Raw genomic sequence first — 25,867 nt, 5'->3', positions numbered from 1 at the left:
TCTTGGACCACACGATGATGTCCCACTTAGGGTGCTGCTCCTCGGTGAGCCATGGCCCTAGCTCCGGACGCCGGAAAGTGTGATACTTGTCCGCCGATACGTCTAGGTCCTGAAAGGTCCCTACGATGGCATGCCCTTGCTCGTCGGCCCACTCCTGGCCCGACTTCTGCTGTGCGATGTGCGAGACTTTCTCGTCTCCCTTGACGACGGACACTCGTGCGCCGACCAGGGCTCTTAGCTGGTTGCTCATGTCGGCATTGTAGCGTAATATGCCAGCAGATGACCGTCCCGATGCGCCCGATCGGGGTGTCGTGGACCGGCATGGTGGAGCCGTCACCGAAACCCCACACCAGGCGTTCGCTTCCGGTCGGCATGAGCTTGCGGTGCTTGCCGAGCAGTTCGCCGTCGGCGTCGAAGGTGAGCGCGGTGCAGTAGAGCGTGTCACCGCCGCGTTCGATCACCCCGATCACGAGCCGGCAACCGTGCCGTGCCGCGACCCGGCCGAGCCGCTCGGTCTCCGGCCCGGGCACGGTGATCGAGGACTCGGCGTACCGGCGGTACAGTTCCCGTCCCTGGGCGGAACGGGAACCGACCACCGCGCCGAAGCTCGCCCCACGCGGATAGCCGGAGACGAAGGCCTCGGGGAACACCAGCAGATCGACCGCACCGGCCTCGGTGGCGAGCCGCTCGACCTTGTCCAGCGTCGCCTCCAGATCGAAGGTCACCGGGGCGGCCTGGACGACGGCGGCACGGACCTTGTTCATGAACGGCTCTCCTCGGTTCGGTGATGGCATCAGTCAACCATACTGCGGCTCCGCTTTCACTGTGGATGTGTTGGCAGTACGGGACTTTCCACCGGTCTCCGGGTACCGGAGCACCCCGATCAGCGAGACGAGCGCGGTGGCGATGAGGTAGAACGCGGCACCGAGCTGCATACCGGTCCCGTTCACCACCGCGGTCAGGATCAGCGGGGTGGCCCCGCCGAACACGGAGACGCCGATGCTGTAGCTGATGGACATCCCGGTATAGCGCACCCTGGTCGGGAACATCTCGGCCATCGCGGTCGCCGAACTGCCGAGGCACACCGAGAGCGCGAGATTGAGCAGCAGGTACCCGGTGATGACCGAGGCCGTGGTGCCCGCGAGCACCAGGTAGTACACCGGAACCGCGAGCACCGCGATGGCGATGGAGCTGGAGATCAGGAACGGTTTGCGCCTGCCGATCCGGTCGGAGAACATCGCCCAGAACGGCACCGCGATCACCAGGGCAAGTGTCCCGATCAGGGTCGCGGCGAACACCAGGGACTGGGAGACACCGGCGCGCTGCACCAGGAACGCCGGCCAGAACCCGCTGATCATATAGGTGGCCGTGGTACCGACGATGCAGAAGCACACGATCTTGAGCACGGTGCGCCAGTGCTCGCGCAGCACGACCACGATCGGCGGGCTTGCCGGTTCGCGTTTTCCCGCCTCCTGCTTGAATTCCTGTGTCTCGTCCACCTTGAGCCGCAGATACAGACCGAGCAGGCCGAGTGGCAGGGTGAGCAGGAACGGCAACCGCCAGCCCCAGTCGTTCAGCGCCGCTCCGGACAACGTGGCGGTGAGGATCGTGCCGATGGCGGTGGCGATGACGGTCGCGGCGAACTGGGTGAACATCTGCCAGCTCCCGTAGAGCGCGCGCTTGTGTTCCGGCGCGTTCTCCACCATGAATGCGGTCGCCCCGCCGAATTCGCCACCGGTACAGAAACCCTGCACCACTCGCGCGATCACCAGCAGGATGGGCGCGGCAAGCCCGATCGTGTTCGCGGTGGGCAGTGCACCGATGACGAAGGTGGCCACCGAGATCCCGAGAATGGTGACCGCGAGGGTGCCCCGCCGCCCCATGCGATCGCCGAAATGACCGAAGACGACCGCGCCGAGCGGACGGAGCACGAACGAGACGCCGAATGCCGCGAACGTGAGCAGCAGTGAGGATTCGCCTTCTCCCGGAAAGAAGTTCAGCGCGATGGCCGCGGAGAAAATACCGTAGAGACCGAATTCGAAGAAATCGATGAAATTGCCGATGGACGCGGCGACCACGGTTTTCCGCCGCATCGCCGTCTCGGCCGCGGTACCCATCGGTTCCTCACTTCGCGGTACGGGTCAGGCCGAGCTGGGCATAGAGCGCGGCGCCGTCGGAGAGCACCCGGTCGTCGAACACCGCGAGCGGGGAATGGTTGTACGGCGCGGTTTCCGGGTCTCCCTCCGGCGGTATCGCGCCGAGCATCACGAAGCTGCCCGGCACCTCGCCGAGTACCCGGGAGAAGTCCTCCGAGCCGGCCAGCGGATCGGCGAGCACCCGATGGCGCTCGGTGCCGAACAGTTCCTCGATCACCTCGCCGGTGAAGGCGGTCTCCTCGGCATCGGTGACGGTGGGCGGATAGCCGGACTGGTAATCGATCTCCAGCCCGACCCGGTGGCTCACGGCGATCCCGCCGAGCACGGTGCGCACCCGCTCCTGCACTCGTTCGCGCGCGGTCTCGCTGAACGTGCGCACGGTGGCGTCGAACCGCGCGGTCTCCGGGATCACATTGCTCACCGCGCCCGCGTGCAGCGAGCCGACCGAGATGACCACGGGATCGAACACGTCGAACTGGCGGGTGATCATGCTCTGCAGCGCGGTGACCATCTCGCTGATCGCGGTGACCGGATCGGAGGTGAGCTGCGGGGCCGAACCGTGTCCTCCGCTGCCGTGCACCTCGACGTGCAGGGTGTCCGATGCGGACATGATGGTGCCCTTGCGGGTGGCGAACACCCCGTGCGGCAACCGCATGGAGGACACGTGCACGGCGTAGGCGGCATCGGTGTCCTTGCCGCCCGCGGAGAGCACGCCTTCCTCGAGCATCACCGAGGCCCCGTCGTAGCCTTCCTCGCCGGGCTGGAACATGAACACGATGTCCCCGGCGAGTTTGTCGCGCTGCCCGGCGAGCAGGTGCGCCGCCCCCAGCAGCATGGTGGTATGCAGATCGTGCCCGCAGGCGTGCATCCGGTTCTCCACGCGGGAGGTGTAGTCGAGCCCGGTGTTCTCCTGCACGGGCAGGGCATCCATGTCCCCGCGCAGCAACACGGTCGGTCCCTCTCCGGTGCCCCGCAGGGTCGCGGTGACCGAGGTGGTGCTGGTGCCGGTCCCGATTTCGAGCGGAAGCCCGTCCAGCGCGGTGAGCACCTTCTCCTGGGTTCTGGGGAGGTCGAGACCGATCTCGGGTTCGGTGTGCAGGGCATGCCGCCAGTGCACCAGTTGTTCTTGCATGGCCCGGGCATCTTGCAGTACCGACACGGATACCTCCTTGTAAACGTGACCACTCGCCTAGGTTCTGGGCAGCCGCCGGGGAGTGTGCGATAGTGCTCGCCGACACGGTGTGAATCGGGGATTTCGTGCAAGGTTCCGATGAAAGGACGACGAATCGTGCAACCGCAGCTGAGCGAGGATGACCTTGCGTTGCTGAACGCGTTACAGATCGCGCCGCGTGCCGGATGGGCCGAGCTCGCCAGGGTGCTCGGTTCGACGCCGGCGACACTCGCCGCCCGCTGGGAGCGCCTGCACTCGACGGGGACCGCATGGATCACGGTGTCCCCCAAGGCGATCGGGCAACGAGTGCAGAGCGCGATGCTGGAGATCGAGCTGGAGGGCGCACGCAAGGATGAGGCGATCGCCGCGCTGTGCCGGGATCCGCGGGCGGTCACCATCGAGGAGACCGCCTCCGGACGGGATCTCGTGGTCACCACCTTCGCCAGGGAACAGGCGGCGCTGGCGGCGTTCGTGCTGGACGATCTGCCCCGGATCTCCGGTGTGCGGCGGGTGGCGATGCACCTGATCACCGCGGTGCACCGGGAAGGAGGGGACTGGCGGCTCGACGCCCTCGACCGGGGCCAGCAGTCCGCCCTGCTCGCCACGGCCCGGCCCGGGGAACCGAGGAACCACATCCCGGAGGGCTATCTGCCGGTCGTCGACGCCCTCGCGCGTGACGGGCGGGCCAGCGCGGCCCAGATCGCACGGCGCACCGGACGTAATCCCGCGACCGTACGCCGCCAGGTCACCCGGCTCATCGAATCGGATGTGCTCGCTTTCCGGTGCGAGGTAGCCCAGCTGCGGTCCCGTTGGGCGATCGTCTACACCTGGTTCGCCAGGGTCCCGATGAGCGCGATGGAACGCACCGTGCGAGCGCTGGCCACGCTCCCCGAACTGCGGCTGTGCATTTCGATCTCCGGGAAGGCGAACCTGGTGTTCGCGGTGTGGGCGCGTTCTCCCGGTGACCTGATGCGACTCGAACACCGGATGAACGAGAAGCTGCCCTGGCTGACGCTGCTCGAATCGGTACAGACCCTGCGCATGCCCAAGCGAATGGGCTGGTTGCTGGACGGCTACGGGCGCAGCCGCGGCGAGTTCGTCGAACCGGCCGCGGTGCACGCGGCGGTCGGCTGATCACCCACGAACCACACCCGGTGCTCCGCCGAGTGCCGTCTCGAAGGCGTGCGCGGCGCGCAGCACCGCCGCCTCCGCCCGGTGCGGGCCGATCACCTGCAGTCCGATCGGCAGCCCGCCCTCGGTGAATCCCGCGGGCAGGGAGAGGGCGGGGCACCCGGTCGCGGAGATCAGATAGGCCGAGCGCATCCATTCGAGGTAGTCGTGCATGGCCTGCCCGGCGACCTCGGCCGGGTACTCGAGCTCCGCGGGGAACGGCGGGACCTGGCTGACCGGTGCGAGCAGGATGTCGTAGCGGGTGAAGAACTCCCACACCCGTTCGAACAGCTCGGTGTGCCGCGCCTCGGCCCGCATCACGTCGGCCGCGCTGAGCGCCAGTCCGGCGCGGGCGTTCTCGGCGAGGCTGGGTTTGACGACATCCAGGTGCTCGGCGAGACCGTACCCGAGCTGGGCGGCGCGCAGGACCCGGAACACCTCATCGGCCCCATCGAGGTTCGGGCAGTCGGGCTCAACCGTGCAGCCGGTCCCAGCGATGGTCTCCACCGCGCGTTGCAGGGTCGCGGTGACGGACGGATCGACCGGGACCCGGCCGCCGAGATCGGGCGCCCAGGCCACGCGCAGTCCGCGCACTTCACCGTCCAGCGGTCCCGCGAAATCCGCGCCCGGTTCCCCGAGCGCGATCGGGCACCGCGGATCGGGCCCGGCGAGCACGGAGAGCAGCAGCGCGCAGTCGGCAACGGTCCGCGTCATCGGCCCTTGCACCGACATGGTCTGCCAGCCGAGGACATCCGGCCAGGTCGGTACCCGGCCGGGGGAGGGACGGAGCCCGACGACTCCGCAGAAGGAGGCCGGATTCCGCAGTGAGCCGCCCATATCGCTGCCGTCGGCGAGCGGGGTCATCCCGCTGGCCAGCGCCGCGGCCGCGCCACCGCTGCTGCCGCCCGCGGACCGGCCGGTGTCGTGTGGATTACGGGTGGTGCCGAACACCGGATTGAAGGTGTGCGAACCCATCGCGAACTCGGGAACGTTGGTCTTGCCGATGGTGATCGCGCCCGCCGCGCGCGTCCGCTCCACGACCAGCTCATCGCGTTCGGGGACGTGCTCGGCGAACAGTGGGGAACCGAAGGTGGTGCGCACGCCCCCGGTCTCGTGGGTGTCCTTGTGCGCGATGGGGATTCCGTGCAGTGGGCCGGTTTCCGCCCCCGAACGGAGTTTCCGATCGGCCTCGTCCGCCTCCGCGAGGGCGCGCTCCGGGCAGAGCGTGACCACGGCGTTGATGTCCGGATTGACGGTTTCGATCCGGTCCAGATGGGCGCGGACCACCTCGTGGGCCGAGACCTTCCCGGTGGTGAGCAGTGCGGAAAGCTCGCGCGCGTCCATGGACGTGATCTCACCCATCGGGCAACCGTACCGTTATCGTGTTGCCCGTGGCGAGTGCGATGGACGAGGGCGAGGGCAACGGCCGCGGCGCGGCGCCCAGGCAGCTGATCGTGACCGTGTACGGGCTCTACTCCCGGGAACACGGCGGCTGGCTCTCGGTCGCTTCGCTGGTCGGACTGCTCGCCGAGCTCGGGGTGGACGAACCCGCGGTGCGTTCCTCGATCTCCCGGCTGAAGCGCAGGGGCATGCTGCACGCCAGCAAGGAGAACGGTGCGGCCGGATACGCGCTCTCCGATGCGGCTCTGGAGATCCTGCGCGAGGGCGATGAACGGATCTTCCGCACCGAGCGGGCCACGGTCGCCGACGGATGGGTGCTCGCGGTGTTCTCGGTACCCGAATCGCAGCGGCAGCGCAGGCACGTGCTGCGCACCCAGCTCACCAAACTCGGTTTCGGCATGGTCGCCCCCGGAATGTGGATCGCCCCCGCACAGCTGCGCGAGACCGCGACCGGGGTGCTGCGCCGCTTCGAGCTCGATGCCTATGCGGATGTGTTCGAGGCGAAGCACCTGGCTTTCGGTTCGCTCGAGCAGAAGGTCGCCGAGTGGTGGGACCTGACCGAGTTGCACCGCCTGTACACCGAATTCCTGGAGACGCACGCCCCGGTACTCGCGCGCTGGCGGCGCAAGCGGACCATCGGACAACGCGAGGCTTTCGCCGACTACGTGCGCGCGCTAACCGACTGGCGGCGGTTGCCGTACTCCGATCCGGGTCTTCCGGTGGAGCTGCTGCCCGCGGACTGGGCCGGGGTGCAGGCTGCCGATGTGTTCTTCGCGCTCAACGAACTGCTCGTGGAACCGGCGCACGAATACGTTGCGAGCCGGACCTGAACCTGGGGCGCGTCTGACAATTCCTTGGCCTGCTGCGCCGCGACGTCGGCGGCGTGCCAGCGCGGCGGCACGCGGCGAAGGCGCGCCGTCACCATGGCTGCCGCTATGGCTTGATTCTCCGCCTTGTCGATCTCGGTCGCGGGTGTCCCGTCGGGCACCGCCACGCTGACTCCCGCTCGCGACGGCAGTGGATCAGCAGACCCACACTAGGCCTCGTCCGCTACCACGGCGACACCCTGCACCTCGACCAGCGCTTCGGCGTCCCAGAGCCGGGCGACCCCGATTCCGGCCATAGCGGGGTAGTGCGCACCGATCAGGGAGCGCCACACCTTGCCGATCTCCCTGGCGTGCGCGCGATAGTCGTCCATATCGACGATGTAGACGGTCAGCTGCACGAGATGTTCCGGCCTGCCACCGGAGCCGGTGAGCGCGGTGAGCAGGTTGCCGAGCGCGCGCTCGAACTGGGCGACGACATCGGCCCCGGCGATCCGGTTCTCCGCGTCGAGCGCGGTCTGCCCGGCCAGATACACGGTGCGTCCGCCGCGCACCGCGACGGCATGGGTGAAACCGGACGGCTTGCCGAGGTCAGCCGGATTGACGTACTCGATGCTCATGCTCGATTCCTCACTCGCTCCGGTCCTCGCTCGATCCTCGTCTTCGCGCGTCATGACTGAACGGCTCCTCCGTCGACGTTGATGCCCTGCCCTGTGGTGGCCGCGCTGGCCACGCAGTATTCCACCGCCTCGGCGACCTCCCCGGCGGTGATCAGCCGCCGGATCGGTTGCCGTGCCTCGAGCGCGGCCCGCGCGCTCGCCGCATCCCGGCCGGTGGTCGCGCTGATGTTCGCGATGCTCTCCTCGGTCATCGGGGTGTCCACGAACCCGGGGCAGACCGCGTTCACCGTCACCCCGCTCCTGGCGAGCTCGGCGGCCGCCGAGCGCACCAGGCCCAGCACCCCGTGTTTGCTCGCGGTGTAGGCGCTGACGTAGGGATCGCCGTGTTTGGCCGCCATCGAGGCGATGACCACGATCCGCCCCCAGCCGCGTTCGGTCATCCCCGGCGCGAGGGCACGCAGGAAGCGGAAGGGCGCGTCCAGATTGATCTCCATGGCGGCGCGCCACTGCGCGTCGGTGGTCTTGGCCAGCGGTGCGGAACTGGCCGTGCCCGCCGCGAGCACGGCGACCTCGATCGGTCCCCATTCGGCCGCGACCTGATCGCGGATGGCCTGCGGCGCATCCGGATCGGTCGCATCGGCGGGCACGCACAGGCTCGGCCCGGGCAGTTCCGCCGCGACCTCGGCGAGCTGTGCCCCGGTGCGCGCGGTGAGCACCACCCGGTGACCGGAGTTCGAGAGCCGGTGCGCCACAGCCCGCCCGATACCGCGTCCGGCCCCGGTCACCACGCAGATCCTCGATGTCGTCACCGGGCTGATATTACGTTATCTTGACGGTCGTATCAAATACGGCATAGTCTGTGGGTCATGGATGGATTGCGGATCGCCGTCGTCGGCGGTGGCCCAGGGGGCCTGTACTTCGCGACGCTGGTGCGGCAGCTGAACCCGGCGCACGAGGTGACGGTGTGGGAGCGCAATGCGGTGGATGACACCTTCGGTTTCGGCGTGGTGTTCTCCGACGAGACCCTCGGTGGCATCGAGCACGCGGACCCCGAGGTCGCCGCTGCGATGCAGGAGGAGTTCGCCCGCTGGGACGACATCGACGTGCACTTCGCCGGGAACACCTTCACCTCGGGCGGGCACGGCTTCGCCGCGGTGAGCCGCAAGAGCCTGCTCGGCATCCTGCGGCGGCGCTGCGCGGAAACCGGGGTGCGCGCACATTTCCGCACCGAAGCGCCGGAGCTGTCGCAACTGTCCAGGGACTACGATCTCGTGGTCGCCTGCGACGGGGCGAATTCGGCGGTGCGCAGCGCAAGCGCCGAGGAGTTCGGGGCGACCGTGGAACCCCGGAAGTGCCGCTATATCTGGCTTTCCACCGATCGCGTGTTCGACGCGTTCAAGTTCTACATCGCCCAGACTCCGTACGGGGTAATGCAGATTCACGGCTATCCCTACAGCAGGGACGCGAGCACCTTCATCGTGGAGATGCACGAGGATGTGTGGCGACGCGCGGGATTCGCCGAGTGCGCGCCCGAGCAGCTGCCGCCGGGGCACAGCGATGAGCGTTCGATCGCGCGGATCCGGGAACTGTTCGCGGACGTGCTCGACGGACACGAGGTGGTGGCCAACAACTCGAAGTGGCTCACCTTCGCCACCGTCCGCTGCACCAGCTGGCGCAAGGACAACATCGTGCTGCTCGGCGATGCCGCGCACACCGCGCACTTCTCCATCGGCTCGGGCACCAAGCTGGCCATGGAGGACGCCCTGGAGCTGGCGGCCTGCCTGCACGAGCACGGTGAGCTCGGCACCGCGCTGGCCGAGTACGAGACCGAGCGGCGCCAGGTCGTGGAATCCACCCAGCGCGCGGCCCAGGCCAGCCTCGAATGGTTCGAGAACATCGAGGGCTATGTGCACCAGGAACCGGAGCAGTTCGCCTTCAATCTGCTCACCAGGAGCAGGCGGGTCACCTACGATAATCTGCGGTTGCGCGATCCCGAATTCGTCGCGGGCATCGACGAGTGGTTCACCGGAGAGGTCCCCGGTGGGGACGGATCGGTGCGCCCGCCCATGTTCCATCCGGCCCGGCTCGGGGAACTCGAACTGCGCAACCGGGTCGTGGTCTCGGCCATGGACATGTACTCGGCCACCGACGGGATTCCCGGGGAGTTCCACCTGGTGCACCTCGGCGGAAAGGCGCTCGGCGGCGCGGGCCTGGTGATGACCGAGATGGTGTGTGTCTCCGGCACCGGACGGATCACGCCCGGCTGTGCCTGTCTGCGCACCCCGGAGCAGGAGGCGGGCTGGACGCGGGTGGTGGACTTCGTGCACGGGAACACCGCGGCCAAGATCGGTATCCAGCTCGGCCACTCCGGGCGCAAGGGATCCACGAAGCTCATGTGGGAGGGCATCGACGAGCCGCTGCCGGACGGGAACTGGGAAGTGGTCGGCCCTTCGGCGATCCCGTACTCTGCGGACAACCAGACGCCGAGGGAACTGACACCGGACGAGCTCGCCGCCATCACCGAGGAGTTCGTGGAGAGTGCGCGGGCGGCCGCGCGTGCCGGATTCGACGTGCTCGAACTGCACTGCGCGCACGGCTACCTGTTGTCCTCGTTCATCTCTCCGCTTGCCAACCGGCGCACCGACCGCTATGGGGGCAGCCTGGAGAACCGGCTGCGGTTCCCGCTCGAGGTGCTCGATGCGATCCGTGCGGTCTGGCCCGCCGAGCGGCCGGTCACCGTGCGTATCTCGGCGACCGACTGGCACGAGGGCGGGATCGGAGCCGAGGACGCGGTGGAGATCGCCCGCGCCTTCGCCGAGCACGGAGTCGCCGGTATCGACGTGTCCACCGGGCAGGTGCTCAAGGCGGAGAAACCGGCCTATGGGCGCAGTTACCAGACCCCGTACGCCGATCGGATTCGCAACGAGATCGGCCGCAAGTACGGTGTCGCGGTGATCGCGGTCGGGGCGATCTCCTCCTATGACGATATGAACTCGATCCTGCTCGCCGGGCGGGCGGATCTGTGCGCGGTCGGCAGGACGCATCTCTACGATCCACAGTGGACACTGCACGCGGCCGCCGAACAGGACTACAGCGGACCGGGCGCGGAGTGGCCGAAGCAGTTCGCCGCGGGCAGCAGGAAACCGCGTGCCGGGCGGATGGACGAACCACGGCCACGGCTGCAGCTGATCCGGGAGGGCAACCAGGGCACCGCGCACGGCAGGTGGCGCCCGGGACAGGAGGATTCGCGATGACCGCGTTCGCGCTGAGCACCGAGCAGGCCGAGTTCGCCGAACGGGTGCGCTCGGTGGCCGCGGAACGGTTGCGGCCGCTTGCCGAACAGGGCACGCCCGGCCGGGTGAACCGGGAACTGCTCGCCGAACTGGGCAGGCTCGGCCTACTGCGGCGGTTGTTCTCCGGACAGGACCAGCCGCGGGATGCCGCCGCGATGGATCTGTGTCTGCTGCGCGAATCCCTGGCCCGGGAGAGCACCGAGGCGGAGACCGCGCTCGCGCTGCAGGGGCTGGGCAGCTATCCGGTACTGCAGTCGGGGAGCCCGGAACTGGTGCAGCGCTGGATTCCCGCCGTGGCAGAGGGGTCCGCGGTCGCCGGGTTCGCCCTTTCCGAACCGGGAGCCGGTTCCGATGCCGCGGCACTCGAACTGGCCGCGGAACCGGATGGCGATGGCTGGCGACTGCACGGCGAGAAGACCTGGATCTCGAACGCGCCCGAGGCGGACTTCTACACGGTGTTCGCCCGCACCACCAAGGACGCGGGCGCCAGGGGAGTGAGCGCCTTCGCGGTGCCCGCCGACCGGACCGGGCTGAGCGGGGCACACCTGGACATGCTCAGCCCGCACCCGATCGGCAACCTGCGCTTCGACGGGGTCCCGGTCACCCACACCGACCTGCTGGGCGAGCTCGACCGCGGATTCCGGGTCGCGATGCGCACTCTGGACCTGTTCCGGCCGAGCGTGGGCGCATTCGCGGTCGGGATGGCCCAGGCCGCGCTGGACGCGACGGTCGCGCACACCAGGGAACGGGAAGCGTTCGGTGCTCCGCTGGCCGAACTGCAGACCGTGGCGCACACCCTCGCCGAGATGGCCACCCGCACCGAAGCGGCCCGCCTGCTGGTGTACGCGGCGGCGGGAGCCTACGACTCCGGCAACCGGCAGATCGCCAAGAGTTCCGCGATGGCGAAGCTGCACGCGACCGAGACCGCCCAGTTCGTGGTGGACAGTGCGGTACAGCTGCACGGGGCACGCGCGTTGCGCCGGGGACACCTGCTGGAACACCTCTACCGCGAAGTGCGCGCACCGCGGATCTACGAGGGGGCCAGCGAAGTCCAGCGCTCCATCATCGCCCGCCAGCTCGGCTGATCCACGCGCTACTCGTCAGCTCATGGAGCTCGTCGAGTGTGGTTCGCATGCCGAGTGGCTTGTCCAGGGATTCCAGTGGCGTGCAATCGCTACTTCGTCGGAAATCGGTGGTGCGCGGCCGGAGCTGTACGAGCGGCGCGGGTATGCGGACGCCATGCGCACCACGCTCGTCGAGGGCATCGGCGGCTACCTGGAGGCGTCCGGCTCGAACGTGATCCCGGTCCACGACGGGGAATCCGAATCGCCCGAGCACCTTCGGTGCCGGGACGACGCCGCCCGTGAGGCCGGGACCGCGATCCGGCGATCCGTCGCCCGGCTCGGCTGAGTCACCAGGGCAGCGGGCCGCCCAGGTGGCTGTAGGTGCCGGTGGGGCCGCCGGGTCCGACGGTGGCCATCCGGACGATCACCTCGGCACCTTCCTCGACGGTCTGGGTCCCGGTGCGCCCGTTCAGATCCGTTGCGGTGTAACCGGGCTCCACGGCGTTGATCCGGATCTCCGGGAACGCTTTCGCGTACTGCACGGTGAGCATGTTGACCGCGGTCTTGGAGGAGGGATAAGCCAGGCCCGGGTACCAGGATCCCGGGAACTCCTTGTCGGTGGCCATGGCCAGCGAGGCGAGCCCGCTGCTGATGTTCACGATGACCGGCGAGCCGGAGCGGCGCAGCAACGGAAGGAAGGCGTGGATGACCCGGACCGGTCCGAACACGTTGGTCTCATAGGCCTCGCGCACGTGGTCGGCGGTGGTTTCGGCGGGCGCGGGCACACTCCCGTCCGGCTTGCGTGCTTCGATCCCGGCGTTGTTGATCAGCACGTCGAGCCCGCCCTCGGCCTCGACGGTCGTCGCCGCGGCGGCGACGGAATCGTCCTCGGTCACGTCGAGCTGCACCAGGCGGGCGCCGAGCGTCTCAGCGGAGCGGCGGCCGCGTTCCATGTCCCTGCTGCCCAGGTAGACGGTGTGCCCCTCGGCGAGCAGGCGGCGGGCGGTTTCGTAGCCGAGGCCCTTGTTCGCCCCGGTGATCAGTGTTGTCGTCATGCCCCGAGAATGCGCTCGGGCAGGTGCGCCGGCCAGTGGCCGGACATCCTGGGACCGCGCGTACCAGGACGTGTGGCGCGCGCGGGCGCACACTGGGGACATGACGGGTTCGGATTTCGGCCGGGCGGTGCGCGGCTGGCGCGAGCGGGTGTCCCCGGAGACGGTGGGCCTGCCACTCGGCGGTCAACGGCGCGCGGCGGGACTACGGCGGGAGGAACTGGCCCTGCTCGCCGGGATCTCGGTCGACTACGTGATCCGCCTGGAGCAGGGCCGCTCCAGCCATCCCTCCGTGCAGATCGTGGAGGCGCTGGCCAGGGCGCTGCGGGTGAACGCGAACGAACGCGAGCACCTGTTCCGGCTCGCCGGGCTCGTTCCGCCGGGTCAGGGAACGGTGCCCGCCTATCTGACCCCGAGCGTGCAGCGGATGCTCGACCGGCTGACCGGAACGCCGGTCGCGGTCTACGACGCGGCGCTGAACCTGCTCGTGGCGAACCCGATGTACACGGCGCTGTTCGGCGAGTTGCGCGGCCGGGATCGCAACGCCGTGTGGCGCAACCTGCTCGGCAGTGGCACGCGGGTACGGCACACCCCGGAGGCACGGCGTGCGTTCGAGGCGGGTCTGGTCGGCGACCTGCGCCGGACCGCGAGCCGCTATCCGGACGATCAGCGGCTGCAACGGCTCATCGCCGACCTGCGCACGCACAGCGAGCGGTTCGCCGAACTGTGGGACTCCGGAACCGTCGGCCGTCAGGAGGTCTCGCGCAAGATCGTGGACCATCCCGAGGTCGGCCCGGTGACCCTGGACTGCGATCTGCTCAGCGTCGCGGGAAGCGATCTGCGGGTGATGGTGTACACCGCGGAGCCGGACACCGAGGACGCGCAGCGGCTCGCACTGCTCGGGGTGCTCGGTACCCAGCCCCTGGGTTGCGCCGAGGTCAGCGACCCTGCCAGCGAGGCTCGCGCTTCGCGTTGAAGGCGGCGTGGAACTCGGCGTAGTCCTGCGTTTTCATCAGCAGTGCCTGGGTCATCGCCTCCAGTTCCACCGCGGAGCCGAGGTCCATGTCGAGTTCCCTGGTCAGCAGCGCCTTCGTCTGCGCATAGCCCTGGAACGGCCCGGTGGCCAGCCGGGTGGCCAGCTCACCGACCCGGTTGTCGAGTTCCTCGGCCTCGACGAGCTCGGTGAGCAGCCCATAACGTTCGGCGGCCTCGGCGCGCACCGTGTCACCGAGCATCAGCAGCTGGGTCGCCCTGCCGAGGCCCACGATGCGCGGCAGCAGATAGGCGGAACCCATGTCCGCCCCGGAAAGGCCGACCTTGGTGAACAGGAAGGCGAACTTCGCCTTCGGGGTGCCGATGCGGAAATCGGCGGCCAGTGCGAGCACCGAACCTGCACCCGCTGCCATGCCGTGCAGTGCCACGATGATCGGGATCGGGCACTCCCGCATGGCCTTGACCACTTGACCGGTCATCCTGGTGAACTCGAGCAGCCGGTCCGGCTCCATCGCCAGGGTTTCGCCGATGATCTCGTTGACATCCCCGCCGGAGCAGAAGGCGGTGCCGCTGCCGCGCAGCACGAGCACCCGGGCGTCGCCGCGCTGGGGTAGTTCGTGGAACAGGTCGCGCAGATCCGCGTACGCCTCGAAGGTGAGCGCGTTCAGCTTGTCCGGCCGGTCCAGGGTGACCGTCGCGATCCCGTCCGCGCACGTGAATCCGAAGTGTTCCCAGCGTCCGGTTTCGGCCACCGATCCTCGAAATGGACTCATTCCGCCACCTTTCGTGTTCGCCCGGTCTCCGCCAGCCTAGCTCTTATGCCGAACTCTTGACTGTCGTCACAAAAGAGTAATACTAAGGGCGTACCCGTTCCAAGGAAGGGAGGGTGTGGTGCGACCGCTTCATCCCTCGGCGCACGTCGACACGTTCTGCCGGGACAACCTCCCGCCCCGGCAGCAGTGGCCGGAATTCCGCTTCGAACTGCCCGAGCTGGCCTACCCGGAGCGGCTGAACTGTGCGGTGGCGCTGCTCGATGACGTGATCGCCGAGTCCGGCCCGGATCGCCCCTGCCTGCACGCCCCCGGCCAGACGTGGAGTTATGGCGAACTCCGCGATCAGGCCAACCGGATCGCGCGGCTGCTCACCGAGAAACACGGCCTGGTTCCGGGAAACCGGGTACTGCTGCGCGGGCCGAACAATCCCTGGCTGGTCGCCGCGTGGTTCGGGGTGCTCCGGGCCGGCGGTGTCGTGGTGACCACGATGCCTTTGCTGCGCACCGAGGAACTGGAGACACTCGCCGAGATCACCGGCCCCGCGCTCGCCGTGTGCGATCACCGCTACCGCACGGAACTCGACCCGGTCGGGATTCCGGTGCTGGCCTACGGCTCCGCGGAACCCGATGATCTGGTGGCCCAATGTGCCGCCGTGGCACCGGAATTCGATCCGGTCGAGACTTCGTCCGAGGACGTCGCCCTGCTCGCGCCGACCTCGGGCACGACCGGGCGGCCCAAGGCGACCATGCACTTCCATCGGGATGTGCTGGCCAATGCCGATACTTTCGGCCGGCACATCGTCGGCGCGGACCCGGCCGACGTGTACACCGGGACCCCGCCGCTGGGGTTCACCTTCGGGCTCGGCGGACTGGTGGTGTTCCCACTGCGGTTCGGTGCCGCCACGTTGCTGCTGGAGAAGGCGAGCCCGGCCGAGCTCGCGGACGCCATCGCCGAGCACGGGGTCAGCGTGCTGTTCACCGCCCCGACCGCGTACAAGGCGATGCTCGCCGAGGGCAAGGCCGAGCAGCTGAGATCGCTGCGCCGCTGTGTCTCCGCGGGCGAACAGCTCTCCGAGGCGCTGTGGCGGGAGTTCCGCGAGCGGACCGGGATTCGCATCGTGGACGGGATCGGGGCCACCGAGATGCTGCACGTGTTCATCTCCGCGGCCGGGGACGACATCCGCCCGGGATCCACCGGTCGCCCGGTCCCCGGATTCGTGGCGACCGTGCTCGACCTGGACGGCGCCGAGGTTCCGGACGGCACACCGGGACAGCTCGCGGTCAAGGGGCCGACCGGCTGCCGCTACCTCGCCGATGAGCGGCAGCGGACCTATGTGCGCGATGGCTGGAACCTCACCGGGGACACCTACATCCGCGATGCCGAGGGATACTTCTGGTATCAGGCGCGCAGCGACGACATGATCATCTCCTCCGGGTACAACATCGCCGGGCCCGAGGTGGAGCAGGCGCTGCTGCGGCATCCGGATGTGGTGGACGCGGCGGTGATCGGGGAGCCGGACGAGCGCCGCGGGCACATCGTCAAGGCCTTCGTGGTCCTCACCGAAGGGGTTCCCGGGAACGAAGCGAAGATCGGTGAACTGCAAGCGCACTGCAAGCGGGTGATCGCGCCGTACAAGTACCCACGGGCGATCGAATTCCGCGCCGAACTGCCGCGTACCAGCAACGGGAAGCTGCAGCGCTACCGGCTGCGCTCCGAGGCTCCCGCGCACCAGACACCCGTCCCGCGGGCCGCTCCGGCGAACTAGTAAATCTCTGTACTACCTCGCACAGCCGTCTCCTTTTGTTCTCCGGATTCGCGCGCTACTATGCACGTCAACTAGTTAATATCTTGATTAGTTGGCGCGCTCGCGAGGAAGGGAGCGAGAAGTGGCGTACTACCGGCGAATCGGCGAGGTACCGCCGAAACGGCACACTCAGCATCGTAGGCAGGACGGCGGGCTCTACTACGAGGAGCTGATGGGGGAGGAAGGCTTCTCCAGTGATTCCTCGCTGCTGTACCACCGCGAGATTCCCTCGGCGATCGTGGACGCCACCGACTGGGAACTGCCCGCGCTGGGCACCACGCCGAACCACCCGCTGCTGCCGCGGCACCTGAAGCTGCACGAGCTGTTCCCCGGGCAGGAGTGGAAGGCCGCGGATGTGGTCACCGGGCGCAGGCTGGTGCTCGGCAATGCGGATGTGCGGATTTCCTATGTGGTCGCCGGTCGGGAGTCTCCCCTGTACCGCAACGCGATCGGCGACGAGTGCGTGTACATCGAGGAAGGGGAGGGCACCGTGGAGACGGTGTTCGGCGCGCTCTCCTTCCGCGCCGGGGATTACGTGCTGCTGCCGCGCGCCACCACGCACCGCTGGTTGCCCGAGGGGATGGTGCGGGCCTACGCGATCGAGGCCAATTCGCATATCCTCCCGGCGCGCAAGTACCTGTCCAAGTTCGGCCAGCTGCTCGAGCACTCCCCGTACTGCGAACGGGATCTGCACGGTCCACGGGAACCGCTGCTCGCCGAGGGCACGGATGTCGAGGTGCTCGTGAAACACCGCGGCAGCACCGGGATCGTCGGCACCCGGTACGTGTATCCGCGGCACCCCTTCGACGTGGTCGGCTGGGACGGCTGCCTGTACCCATACACCTTCAACGTCGAGGACTTCGAGCCCATCACCGGGCGAGTGCACCAGCCGCCGCCCGTGCACCAGGTCTTCGAGGGCGAGGGCTTCGTCATCTGCAACTTCGTGCCGCGCAAGGTCGACTATCATCCGTTGTCGATCCCCGTTCCCTACTACCACTCCAATGTGGACTCCGACGAGATCATGTTCTACTGCGGCGGGGATTACGGGGCTCGTAAGGGATCCGGCATCGGGCAGGGGTCGATCTCGCTGCATCCCGGCGGCCATTCGCACGGCCCGCAACCGGGTGCCTACGAGCGCAGCATCGGAGTGGATTACTTCGATGAGCTCGCCGTCATGGTGGACACCTTCCGGCCCATGGAACTCGGCGAGGGCGGCACGGTCGCCGAGGATCCGGGCTACGCTTGGACCTGGTCGGGACGGGGACCACGGTGATCCCGCAGGAACTGCGCGGACTGCTCGACGACGCCGCGCTCTTCCCGCCAGGAGAACTGCCGCTCACCGAGGCGGTGCCCGCGCACCACACGCATCGCGCGGCCGACTACGCCGCGCTTCTCGGCCCGTTCGTGTTCCCCGCGCCCCGGCTCGCGGAACTGCCCGCACAGCTGGGCGGACGGCCGATCGCGCTGAGTCTCACGGTGCCCGAGGGGCCCGCGGCCGTGGCCGCCGCGGTCCGGGAAGCCACCGCCATAGAAGGGGTCACCGTGGCCGTGGTGGAGGTCGGTTTTCCCGACGGGGCACGAGTTTCCCAGCTGGAGCCGCCGCCAGGGGGCCCTGTTTTCCTCGAGGTGCCCCGCGATGACCGTCGGCCCGCGATCCTGGACGCGGTGGCGGAATCGGGGCACCGGGCCAAGTTCCGCACCGGCGGGGGGACCGCGCAGGCCTACCCGGACGAGCTGGAACTGGCCGCGGCGATCACCGGCTGCGTGGCCCGCGGGCTGGCGTTCAAGTGCACCGCCGGCCTGCATCACGCGGTCCGCAACACCGAGGGATCCCTTGAGCAGCATGGATTTCTGAATGTGCTGCTCGCCACCGGTGCCGCACTGGACGGGGCGGTGACCGCGGAACTCGCGGCGCTGCTCGCCGACCGCGATGGGGACCGGCTCGCCGAGCGGTGGCATGCGCTCGGCGCTGCGGGACGGGACCGTGTCCGATCCCGCATGCTCTCCCTCGGCACCTGCTCCATCACCGAACCGCTCGCCGATCTGCGCGCGCTCGGCGTGCTCGACCACCGACCAGAAGGGACCTCATGACCTGGCTCGACCTCCCGAACGACACCCGGTTCGGGCTCGCGAACCTGCCCTACGGAGTGTTCTCCACCGCCGGGGAACCCGCCAGGGCCGGGGTGCGCATCGGCGACTCGGTGCTCGATCTGGCCGCGGTGCTGGACGATCCGGTGTTCGCCGAACCCGTGCTCAACGGGTTCATGGCCCGCGGCCGCGCGCACTGGCAGGAAACCCGGGCCCGGATCACCGAACTGCTCACCGGGCAAGAACGCCGGAGCGCGGTCGAGGCGGCACTGCACCCGGTGTCCACGGTGCGTATGCGGCTGCCCTTCGAGGTCGCCGACTACGTGGACTTCTATGCCAGCGAACACCACGCGAGCAATATCGGCCGGATGTTCCGCCCCGACTCGGATCCGCTCACGCCGAACTGGAAACACCTGCCGATCGGCTACCACGGGAGAGCGGGGACCGTGGTCGGCTCGGGCACCCCGGTGCGGCGACCACGCGGTCAGCGCAAGGCGCCGTCCGAGGAACTGCCCAGCTACGGCCCCTCACGGCGGCTGGACATCGAAGCCGAGGTCGGGTTCGTCCTCGGTACCGGATCCGAGCTCGGCGCACCCATCGGCGTCGCGGACTTCGCCGAGCACGTGTTCGGGGTGTGCCTGGTCAACGACTGGTCCGCGCGGGACCTGCAGGCCTGGGAGTACGTGCCACTCGGCCCGTTCCTCGGCAAATCCTTCGCGACTTCGGTCTCCCCGTGGATCGTGCCCCTCGACGCGCTCGAATCGGCGCGGTGCGCGCCACCCGGACGCGATCAGCCGCTACTCGACTACCTCGCCGACGGAGCGGACTGGGGACTGGACCTGACCCTGGAGGTCCGGCTCAACGGGGAACTCGTGTCCCGGCCGCCGTTCGCCACGATGTACTGGACCCCCGCGCAGATGCTCGCGCACCTCACGGTGAACGGTGCCGCCACCCGGACCGGAGACCTGTACGCCTCGGGGACGGTGAGCGGCCCGGACGAGGACCAGCGCGGCAGCCTGATCGAGCTGAGCTGGGGCGGTAAGGAGCCACTGAAGCTCGCGAACGGTGCGGTGCGCAGTTTCCTCGAGGACGGCGATGAAGTGCGCATCGCCGCGACCGCGCCCGGTCCCGGCGGCGCACGCATCGGCTTCGGCGAGGTGAGCGGGCGCATCTTGCCCGCCTAGAACCGGTCCGGGTAGACAGTCCGCCGCCCATCCGGTGTGGCGCAACCAGTCCTCGTGCAGAGCTCTCGCGTGGTGAACAGGGTGGTCCCGTGCACCGGGTGCGCTTCTTTCCGCGCGGTCTCGGTGAACCTGAGCTTGGCCAGCACCCGGCGCGAGGCGGTGTTCCAGTCCCAGACGGTGGCCCGCAGCCGTGCGTATCCGGACGACCGGGCCCAGTCCAGCACCGCCGACGCGGCCTCGGTCGCGTATCCCTGCCCCCAGGCCCGGCGCAGCAGCTCGAACGCGAGTTCCGGTTCCGCACCAGGTCCCCGGTCGTTGTCGAGCAGCCCGCAATAGCCGATGACATCCCGGGTGGTTTTCCGTTCGATCGCGGGCAGTCCGGTGGCCCACAGTTGCTCGGTGCGGATCGCCTCCTCGAGCTCGGCGAGAGTGGGGCGCCCGGCGGCGTCGATCCGGCGATGCGGCGGCACGCGTGGATCGCGTTCGCTCCACAACTCCCGCTGCACCACCGCCTCGGCCACCCGCCAGGGCCGGAGCAGCAGGCGATCCGTCTCGAGGATCACCTAGCCTGCCTGATGCGCGATCTGGATCAGGTTCCCGCAGGTGTCGTCGAGTACGGCGGTGGTCACCGTGCCCATGTCGACCGGTTCCTGGGTGAACCGCACGCCGAGCTCGCGCAGCCGGGCGTGTTCGGCGTGCACATCCTCGACGGCGAACGAGGTGTAGGGGATGCCATCGGTGACGAGCGCGTCCTTGAACGGTTTCACCGCCGGATGCCCGCTCGGTTCGAGTACCAGTTCGGTGCCTTCGGGCTCCTGCGGGGAGACCACGGTCAGCCAGCGGGGCCCGCCCATCGGAATGTCGTGCTTCTTCACGAAGCCCAGCACCTCGGTGTAGAACCGCAGGGCCTTGTCCTGGTCGTCGACGAGCACGCTCGTCAGGTTGATCCGCATGTCGATCCCCTCTCCGGTGTGTTCTTCTCCGGCCACCGCTCGACGATCTGTCTCAGCGGTGCGGTGTCGATGTAGTGGAACTTGTACCGGCCCTCGCGCCGCGCCTCGACAAGGCCGGCGGATTCGAGCACATCCAGATGCTGCGAGATCGCCTGCCGCGAGGAACTGAGCTCGTGTTTGGTGGTCAGCCGAGCACAGAGTTCGAAGAGTGTCTGGCCGTCCCGACCGGTGAGCTCGTCGAGAATGGTTCGCCGCGTAGGGTCGGCCAACGCCCGGAACACATCTCCCACGAACAGAACGTTACGCAAGTGCTCACTTGCCTGTCAATTCGGCCTAACCGAGCCGGGCGAGGATCGCGTCCAGCACGGCGGTCTGCCGCTGCGGGGTGGTCGCCTCCGGATTCATCAGCACGTTCGCCTGAAACCCCATGGTGGTGGCGAGCAGTTCGTCGACAACGGGCTGGAGCTCCACATCCGCGCGGACCTCGCCGTTATCCCGCGCGGAAGCGAGGTAGCTGTGCAGTTGTGCACGCCAGGCGCGCATATCGGCATCCTGCAGAGCGGACATCTCGGTGTCGTGCACCGCACGCCCCCAGAAGCTCACCGCGATGCGCGCTTCGGCGATCCGCTGTTCGTCCAGCGGCATGATCTCCAGGCACAGCCTGCGCACCGCGGTGAGCCCTTCGGCCTCGCCGATCGCGGCGTAGGCCCTGCGGTTGGTCTCGCTGAAGATGTGCTCGAACGCCGCGACGAGCAGTTCCTCCTTGTTCCGGAAGTAGTGCGCGATGCCGCCGTTGGCCTGGCCCGCTTCGGCGGCGATCTCCCGCATGGTCGCGGTGTGCAGGCCGCCCCGTTTGGTGATCCGCAGTACCGCGTGCACGATCTCCCGGCGTTTGGCCTCGTGGTCGACGAGCTTGGGCATGGGTGCAGCTTAGGCGCCGGGAGCGCGGCAGGTTCCGGGAGATCGGCGACCTCTCTTGATTTTTGACCGGACGACCGTAGAATAAACGGGCATCGCTACGTGGCAATGAGGACACACCAGCATCGGAGGAGCGAGCACGATGGCCCACCCACTCGACCGACTGAGCGCGGCGGAGATCCGGGACACCCGGACCGTCCTGGACAAGGCCGGGCTCGTCACGGACAGCACCCGGTTCCCGTACCTCGGCCTGCTCGAACCGCCGAAGTCCGCGGTGCTCGGTGCGCGCGAAACCGAGCGCAGGACCGAGGCGCTGTTGCTGGACACGGCCACCGGAACGGCACGGCACGCGATCGTCTCGCTCGGTGCGGGGGCAGTGGAATCGGTGCGCGAGATCGACGTGGCCACCGAGGGGCAACCGCCCATTCTGGATGGGGAATTCGAGCGGGTCGGAGAGATCGTGGCCGCCGACGAACGCTGGACCGCCGCACTCGCCCGGCGCGGGATCGAGCCGACGGATCTGGTGTGCGCCTGCCCGTTGTCCGCGGGCAGCTTCGGCATCGAGGGGGAGCGCGGCAAGCGGATGCTGCGGGTGCTCGGTTTCCTGCGGCACCGCGAATCCGATCACCCCTGGGCGCACCCGATCGACGGACTGGTCGCCTATGTGGACCTGATCGCCGGGCGGGTGCTGGAGGTGATCGACCACGCCGTGCATCCGGTCCCGCGCGAGGAAGGGAATTTCGACGATCCGGAGCAGGCCGGGGCCCCGCGCACCGATCTGCGCCCGATCCACATCGAACAGCCCGAGGGGCCCAGTTTCGCTGTGGACGGGGACGCGGTGCACTGGCACGAATGGGACCTGCGCATCGGGTTCGACCCGCGCGAGGGACTGGTGCTGCACCAGCTCGGCTTCGGTGGCCGCCCGATCGTGTACCGCGCCTCGGTCGCGGAGATGGTGGTGCCCTACGGTGATCCGAGCCCGGTCCGGTTCTGGCAGAACTACTTCGACGCGGGGGAGTACCTGCTCGGCAAGCAGACCAACTCGCTGCGGCTCGGATGCGACTGTCTCGGCGAGATCCACTACTTCGACGCGGTGCTCGCCGATGACCACGGGGAGCCTTGCACGATCGAGAACGCGGTCTGCATGCACGAGGAGGACGTCGGAGTGCTGAGCAAGCACACCGATGTGTTCACCGGATCGGCGCGCACTCAGCGGCAGCGGCGGCTGGTGATCTCCTTCTTCGTCACTGTCGGCAATTACGACTACGGCTTTTACTGGTACCTCTACCTGGACGGCACGATCGAATTGGAGTGCAAGGCGACCGGGGTGGTGTTCACCTCGGCATACCAGGGCGAAGGGTATCGCTGGGCGAGCGAGGTGGCCCCCGGGCTCGGCGCGCCGTATCACCAGCACCTGTTCTGTGCGCGGCTGGACATGATGGTGGACGGCGAGTCGAATGCCGTCGAGGAGGTGGAGGCGGCAAGGGTTCCGCGCGGCCCGGACAATCCGTACGGCAACGCGTTCACCAGTGCGAGCCGCCGCCTGAGCTCGGAGCTCGCGGCGTGTCGGGACGCCGATCCGGGAGCGGGCCGGGTCTGGCACGTGGTGAACCCCGAACGCACCAACCGGCTCGAGCAACCGGTCGGCTACGCGCTCTGTCCGCAGGGGCAGCCGACGATGCTCGCGGATCCGGATTCCTCGATCGCGACCCGCGCCGCGTTCGCCCGCCATCATCTGTGGGTCAGCCGGTACCGGGAAGGGCAGCGGTGGCCGGCGGGGGAGTTCGTCAACCAGAGCGGCGGTGGCACCGGGCTGCCGGAATACGTGGCGGGCGACGAATCCTTGGAGGGCACCGATCTGGTCGTCTGGCACACCTTCGGGCTCACCCATTTCCCGCGCCCGGAGGACTGGCCGATCATGCCGGTCGACCGCTGCGGATTCACCCTGAAACCGTACGGGTTCTTCGACCGCAACCCGAGCCTGGATGTGCCCGCCGGAACGCCGCACTGCGCGAGTTCGTGATCCGGGCGCCGGTCACCGATCGCGGGTACGCAGGCCGTCGAAGGCCACGGCGGCGACGGTATCGGCGAGGGCGGTGCCGTCCAGCTCCCCGTTGCTGCGCGGGCGGTACCACTCGACCAGCGAGTTGACCATGCCGAACAGCAGGCGCGCGGCCGTCGCGGGTTCCACGTCGCCGCGCAGGTCCCCGTCCCGCGCGGCCCGCTCGACCAAGTCCGCGACGATCGTGTCGAACTGCTTGCGCCGGGCCAGCGCCGCCCGCTCCACCTCGGTGTTACCCCGGATTCGCAGCAGCAGGGTGACGAACGGCAGCTGCTCGGCGAGCACCCGCACGCTGCCGCGCACCAGATACTCCAGGCGCTCGATCGCCTTGTCCGGCAACGAATCCAGCTCACCGACCCGGGCGAACAGGCCGTCCAGGGCGCGGTTCACAGCGAGCCGCAGCAGCTCCTGTTTGCTCGGCACGTGGTGATAGATGGCGGACTTGGTGATGCCGAGCTTGCGCGCCAGGTCCTCCATGCTGGTGCCGTCGTAGCCGCGCTCGTTGAACAGTGTGACCGCGACCGCGAGCAGGGACTCGAGGTCGTAGCCGGGCCTTCCGCGCTTCGCCGCCGTGGTCACGTGCGGTTGTCCACGACCCGGCGCAGCTTGCCGACCGAGCGTTCCAGGGTGTCCGGATCGACGATCTCGACGCCGGCGTTGATGCCGATCCCGTCCTTGATGCGGGCGGCGATCTCCCCGGCGGCGGCGCGGCGGCGGTCCGCATCGGTCGCGGGGCTCGCCTCCACGTGTACCTCCATGTGGTCCATCCGCCCCTTCGACGAGAGCCTGATCTGGAAATGCGGCGCCATGCCCTGCACGCCGAGCACGACCTCCTCGATCTGGGTCGGGAAGATGTTCACCCCGCGCAGGATGATCATATCGTCGCTGCGCCCGGTGACCTTGTCCATGCGCCGGAACGCGGGCCGCGCGGTGCCGGGACGCAGCGTGCTCAGGTCCCGGGTGCGGTACCGGATGATCGGCATAGCCTCTTTGGTCAGCGAGGTGAACAGCAGCTCGCCGTACTCCCCGTCGGGCAGTACCGTGCCCTCGACCGGATCGGCGATCTCCGGGTAAAAGTGGTCCTCCCACACGTGCAGGCCGTCCTTGGATTCCACGCATTCCTGGGCGACGCCGGGCCCCATCACCTCGGAGAGGCCGTAGATGTCCACCGCGTGCAGGTCGAGCCGCTGCTCGATCTCCTGGCGCATCTGCTCGGTCCACGGTTCCGCGCCGAACACTCCGTAGCGCAGCGGGCTGGACGCGGGATCCACCCCCTGGCGTTCGAACTCGTCGAGCAGGGTGAGCATGTAGGACGGGGTCACCATGATTCCGTCCGGGCGGAAGTCGGTGATGATCTGCACCTGCCGCGCGGTCATCCCCCCGGAGGCCGGGATCGCGGTGGCGCCGAGCTTTTCGATGCCGTAGTGCGCGCCGAGTCCACCGGTGAACAGTCCGTAGCCGTAGGAATTGTGGATCTTGTCCCCGGCCCGGCCGCCCGCGGCGAAGATCGAGCGGGCCAGCGCCCCCGCCCAGACCTCGAGGTCCCCGTCGGTGTACCCGATCACGGTCGGTTTCCCGGTGGTGCCGCTGGAGGCGTGGATGCGGCGCAGCTGCCGCTCCGGAACGGCGAGCATGCCGAAGGGGTAGTGGTCGCGCAGATCCTTCTTGGTGGTGCAGGGAAACTTCGCCAGATCCTCGAGTTCCTTACAGTCCTCGGGCCGCACCCCGAACGCATCGAAGCGCTCCCGATAGAACGGGACGTTCCGGTAGGCGTGTTCGAGGGTCCAGCGCAGCCGCTCCAGCTGACGGGACCGCAGTTCGTCCACGCTCATCCGCTCGGCATCGCTGAGCGAATCCGGTGCCGGTGCGTCGCCGAGCCTTCTCGTGGCGGTCATGGTGTCAGCTCCTCTGCTCCCGTTCGATCACCCGGCTGCGGCCCCGGAACTCCGCGATGACCTCGCGCTCGCCGTCGTTCTCGCGGTACACGGTCACATCGCAGATCCCGTTGCGCCCATAGCGAGTGCGTTCCTCGGCGACGGCGAGCAACTGATCGCCGAGCCGGGCGGAGGTCACGAAATTGATCTCGGCGCCGGAAGCCACGGTCACCGGGCCATGACTGTTGCAGGCGAAGGCGAAGGCGGAATCGGCGAGCAGGAACAGGTAGCCGCCGTGCGCGATGTCGTGCCCGTTGACCATCCGCTCGGTGACCCGCATCCGCGCGGCCGCCGTACCGGTGCCCACCTCGCCAAGCTCGATCCCGAGCGCCTGGGAGGCGAGGTCGTTGTCGTACATGGACCGCACCGCGGTCTCCGGACGAGACAAGAGCCAACACCGCCTTGTG

Annotated in this window: 26 protein-coding genes; 11 read left to right on the top strand and 15 right to left on the bottom strand. The window is 68.6% G+C overall.

The genetic code is table 11. The annotated features are described in order from the left end of the window. Positions 1-26 precede the first annotated feature (26 nt). Genes A37U_RS50740 through A37U_RS0138965 form a run of 3 tightly spaced genes read right to left on the bottom strand, consistent with a single transcriptional unit; the run spans position 27 to position 3,315 of the window. Positions 27-764 (bottom strand): nitrilase-related carbon-nitrogen hydrolase, encoded by a 738-nt coding sequence (locus A37U_RS50740; RefSeq protein WP_205623120.1) that lies wholly within the window; start codon positions 762-764, stop codon positions 27-29. A 33-nt stretch (positions 765-797) separates the two neighbouring features. Continuing rightward, positions 798-2,117 carry an MFS transporter gene (locus A37U_RS0138970; protein ID WP_020502078.1) on the bottom strand — a complete coding sequence of 440 codons (1,320 nt, stop codon included), beginning with the start codon at positions 2,115-2,117 and terminating at the stop codon, positions 798-800. 7 nt (positions 2,118-2,124) lie between these two features. Further along, complete coding sequence (locus A37U_RS0138965) at positions 2,125-3,315, bottom strand: M20 metallopeptidase family protein (RefSeq protein ID WP_026198076.1); 1,191 nt, start codon at positions 3,313-3,315, stop codon at positions 2,125-2,127. A 129-nt stretch (positions 3,316-3,444) separates the two neighbouring features. On the opposite strand from A37U_RS0138965, the gene A37U_RS0138960 reads away from it, so the two are divergent. After that, entirely contained in the window at positions 3,445-4,461 is a 1,017-nt protein-coding gene (locus A37U_RS0138960; protein WP_020502076.1) for an Lrp/AsnC family transcriptional regulator, read from the top strand. On the opposite strand, the gene A37U_RS0138955 is transcribed toward A37U_RS0138960, so the two are convergent. Further along, the gene (locus A37U_RS0138955) at positions 4,462-5,859 is read right to left on the bottom strand and encodes an amidase (RefSeq protein ID WP_020502075.1); all 1,398 of its coding nucleotides are present in this window, start codon (positions 5,857-5,859) and stop codon (positions 4,462-4,464) included. 41 nt (positions 5,860-5,900) lie between these two features. On the opposite strand from A37U_RS0138955, the gene A37U_RS0138950 reads away from it, so the two are divergent. Continuing rightward, positions 5,901-6,728 carry a PaaX family transcriptional regulator gene (locus A37U_RS0138950; protein ID WP_020502074.1) on the top strand — a complete coding sequence of 276 codons (828 nt, stop codon included), beginning with the start codon at positions 5,901-5,903 and terminating at the stop codon, positions 6,726-6,728. Between the two features lie 206 nt (positions 6,729-6,934). Here the strand turns inward: A37U_RS0138950 and A37U_RS0138945 are convergent, their stop codons facing one another. Together A37U_RS0138945 and A37U_RS0138940 are read right to left on the bottom strand one after the other, a co-directional pair. Further along, positions 6,935-7,342: a RidA family protein gene (locus A37U_RS0138945; protein WP_040590014.1), complete on the bottom strand. Its 408-nt coding sequence runs from the start codon at positions 7,340-7,342 to the stop codon at positions 6,935-6,937. 50 nt (positions 7,343-7,392) lie between these two features. Then, positions 7,393-8,151, bottom strand: coding sequence for an SDR family NAD(P)-dependent oxidoreductase (locus tag A37U_RS0138940; RefSeq protein ID WP_026198074.1), 759 nt, complete (start codon positions 8,149-8,151; stop codon positions 7,393-7,395). A gap of 66 nt (positions 8,152-8,217) precedes the next feature. On the opposite strand from A37U_RS0138940, the gene A37U_RS0138935 reads away from it, so the two are divergent. Genes A37U_RS0138935 through A37U_RS0138925 form a run of 3 tightly spaced genes read left to right on the top strand, consistent with a single transcriptional unit; the run spans position 8,218 to position 12,045 of the window. Then, a complete protein-coding gene (locus A37U_RS0138935) occupies positions 8,218-10,596 on the top strand; it encodes a bifunctional salicylyl-CoA 5-hydroxylase/oxidoreductase (protein ID WP_026198073.1) in 2,379 nt (792 codons plus the stop codon). Then, a complete protein-coding gene (locus A37U_RS0138930) occupies positions 10,593-11,720 on the top strand; it encodes an acyl-CoA dehydrogenase family protein (protein ID WP_020502070.1) in 1,128 nt (375 codons plus the stop codon). The genes A37U_RS0138935 and A37U_RS0138930 overlap by 4 nt, the downstream gene beginning before the upstream one ends. A gap of 22 nt (positions 11,721-11,742) precedes the next feature. Beyond that, positions 11,743-12,045, top strand: a complete 303-nt coding sequence (locus A37U_RS0138925; RefSeq protein WP_020502069.1) for a hypothetical protein — start codon at positions 11,743-11,745, stop codon at positions 12,043-12,045. A 1-nt stretch (position 12,046) separates the two neighbouring features. Here the strand turns inward: A37U_RS0138925 and A37U_RS0138920 are convergent, their stop codons facing one another. Then, positions 12,047-12,754: an SDR family NAD(P)-dependent oxidoreductase gene (locus A37U_RS0138920; protein ID WP_020502068.1), complete on the bottom strand. Its 708-nt coding sequence runs from the start codon at positions 12,752-12,754 to the stop codon at positions 12,047-12,049. 100 nt (positions 12,755-12,854) lie between these two features. Here A37U_RS0138920 and A37U_RS0138915 point away from each other — a divergent pair, with 100 nt between their 5' ends. After that, positions 12,855-13,727 carry a helix-turn-helix domain-containing protein gene (locus A37U_RS0138915; protein ID WP_020502067.1) on the top strand — a complete coding sequence of 291 codons (873 nt, stop codon included), beginning with the start codon at positions 12,855-12,857 and terminating at the stop codon, positions 13,725-13,727. On the opposite strand, the gene A37U_RS0138910 is transcribed toward A37U_RS0138915, so the two are convergent. Continuing rightward, positions 13,690-14,517 (bottom strand): enoyl-CoA hydratase family protein, encoded by an 828-nt coding sequence (locus A37U_RS0138910; protein WP_026198072.1) that lies wholly within the window; start codon positions 14,515-14,517, stop codon positions 13,690-13,692. The genes A37U_RS0138915 and A37U_RS0138910 overlap by 38 nt on opposite strands. A 115-nt stretch (positions 14,518-14,632) precedes the next feature. On the opposite strand from A37U_RS0138910, the gene A37U_RS0138905 reads away from it, so the two are divergent. The 4 genes from A37U_RS0138905 to fahA all read left to right on the top strand — a co-directional run bounded on the left by A37U_RS0138905 (position 14,633) and on the right by fahA (position 19,593). Next, positions 14,633-16,282, top strand: a complete 1,650-nt coding sequence (locus tag A37U_RS0138905) for an AMP-binding protein (RefSeq protein WP_020502065.1) — start codon at positions 14,633-14,635, stop codon at positions 16,280-16,282. Between the two features lie 121 nt (positions 16,283-16,403). Continuing rightward, positions 16,404-17,594: a homogentisate 1,2-dioxygenase gene (locus tag A37U_RS0138900; RefSeq protein WP_020502064.1), complete on the top strand. Its 1,191-nt coding sequence runs from the start codon at positions 16,404-16,406 to the stop codon at positions 17,592-17,594. After that, positions 17,564-18,412 carry a hypothetical protein gene (locus A37U_RS0138895; protein ID WP_020502063.1) on the top strand — a complete coding sequence of 283 codons (849 nt, stop codon included), beginning with the start codon at positions 17,564-17,566 and terminating at the stop codon, positions 18,410-18,412. Before A37U_RS0138900 ends, A37U_RS0138895 begins: the two co-directional genes overlap by 31 nt. Beyond that, on the top strand, positions 18,409-19,593 hold the full coding sequence (gene fahA, locus A37U_RS0138890; RefSeq protein ID WP_020502062.1) for a fumarylacetoacetase: 1,185 nt from the start codon (positions 18,409-18,411) through the stop codon (positions 19,591-19,593). Before A37U_RS0138895 ends, fahA begins: the two co-directional genes overlap by 4 nt. On the opposite strand, the gene A37U_RS0138885 is transcribed toward fahA, so the two are convergent. From A37U_RS0138885 to A37U_RS0138870, 4 genes are read right to left on the bottom strand one after another with little or no spacing between them, the layout of a single operon-like run. Then, positions 19,590-20,156 carry a GNAT family N-acetyltransferase gene (locus A37U_RS0138885; protein ID WP_020502061.1) on the bottom strand — a complete coding sequence of 189 codons (567 nt, stop codon included), beginning with the start codon at positions 20,154-20,156 and terminating at the stop codon, positions 19,590-19,592. The genes fahA and A37U_RS0138885 overlap by 4 nt on opposite strands. Next, positions 20,157-20,546, bottom strand: a complete 390-nt coding sequence (locus tag A37U_RS0138880; protein ID WP_020502060.1) for a VOC family protein — start codon at positions 20,544-20,546, stop codon at positions 20,157-20,159. It abuts the gene before it with no gap. Further along, on the bottom strand, positions 20,531-20,836 hold the full coding sequence (locus tag A37U_RS0138875) for an ArsR/SmtB family transcription factor (RefSeq protein WP_020502059.1): 306 nt from the start codon (positions 20,834-20,836) through the stop codon (positions 20,531-20,533). Before A37U_RS0138875 ends, A37U_RS0138880 begins: the two co-directional genes overlap by 16 nt. 43 nt (positions 20,837-20,879) lie before the next feature. Further along, positions 20,880-21,467: a TetR/AcrR family transcriptional regulator gene (locus A37U_RS0138870; RefSeq protein ID WP_020502058.1), complete on the bottom strand. Its 588-nt coding sequence runs from the start codon at positions 21,465-21,467 to the stop codon at positions 20,880-20,882. A 139-nt stretch (positions 21,468-21,606) separates the two neighbouring features. Between A37U_RS0138870 and A37U_RS0138865 the strand changes: the two genes are divergently transcribed. Beyond that, positions 21,607-23,487 carry a primary-amine oxidase gene (locus A37U_RS0138865; protein ID WP_020502057.1) on the top strand — a complete coding sequence of 627 codons (1,881 nt, stop codon included), beginning with the start codon at positions 21,607-21,609 and terminating at the stop codon, positions 23,485-23,487. A 12-nt stretch (positions 23,488-23,499) separates the two neighbouring features. Here the strand turns inward: A37U_RS0138865 and A37U_RS0138860 are convergent, their stop codons facing one another. From A37U_RS0138860 to paaI, 3 genes are read right to left on the bottom strand one after another with little or no spacing between them, the layout of a single operon-like run. Then, positions 23,500-24,105 (bottom strand): TetR/AcrR family transcriptional regulator, encoded by a 606-nt coding sequence (locus tag A37U_RS0138860; protein ID WP_020502056.1) that lies wholly within the window; start codon positions 24,103-24,105, stop codon positions 23,500-23,502. Next, the gene (gene paaK, locus A37U_RS0138855) at positions 24,102-25,421 is read right to left on the bottom strand and encodes a phenylacetate--CoA ligase PaaK (protein ID WP_020502055.1); all 1,320 of its coding nucleotides are present in this window, start codon (positions 25,419-25,421) and stop codon (positions 24,102-24,104) included. Before paaK ends, A37U_RS0138860 begins: the two co-directional genes overlap by 4 nt. Positions 25,422-25,425: 4 nt before the next feature. After that, a complete protein-coding gene (gene paaI, locus A37U_RS0138850) occupies positions 25,426-25,818 on the bottom strand; it encodes a hydroxyphenylacetyl-CoA thioesterase PaaI (RefSeq protein WP_020502054.1) in 393 nt (130 codons plus the stop codon). Positions 25,819-25,867: the final 49 nt, after the last annotated feature.

Source organism: Sciscionella marina DSM 45152, assembly GCF_000379465.1.
Taxonomy (GTDB): Bacteria; Actinomycetota; Actinomycetes; order Mycobacteriales; family Pseudonocardiaceae; genus Sciscionella; species Sciscionella marina.
Note: the sequence above shows the minus strand (reverse complement) of the source record. Positions and strands in the feature narration are given on the sequence as shown.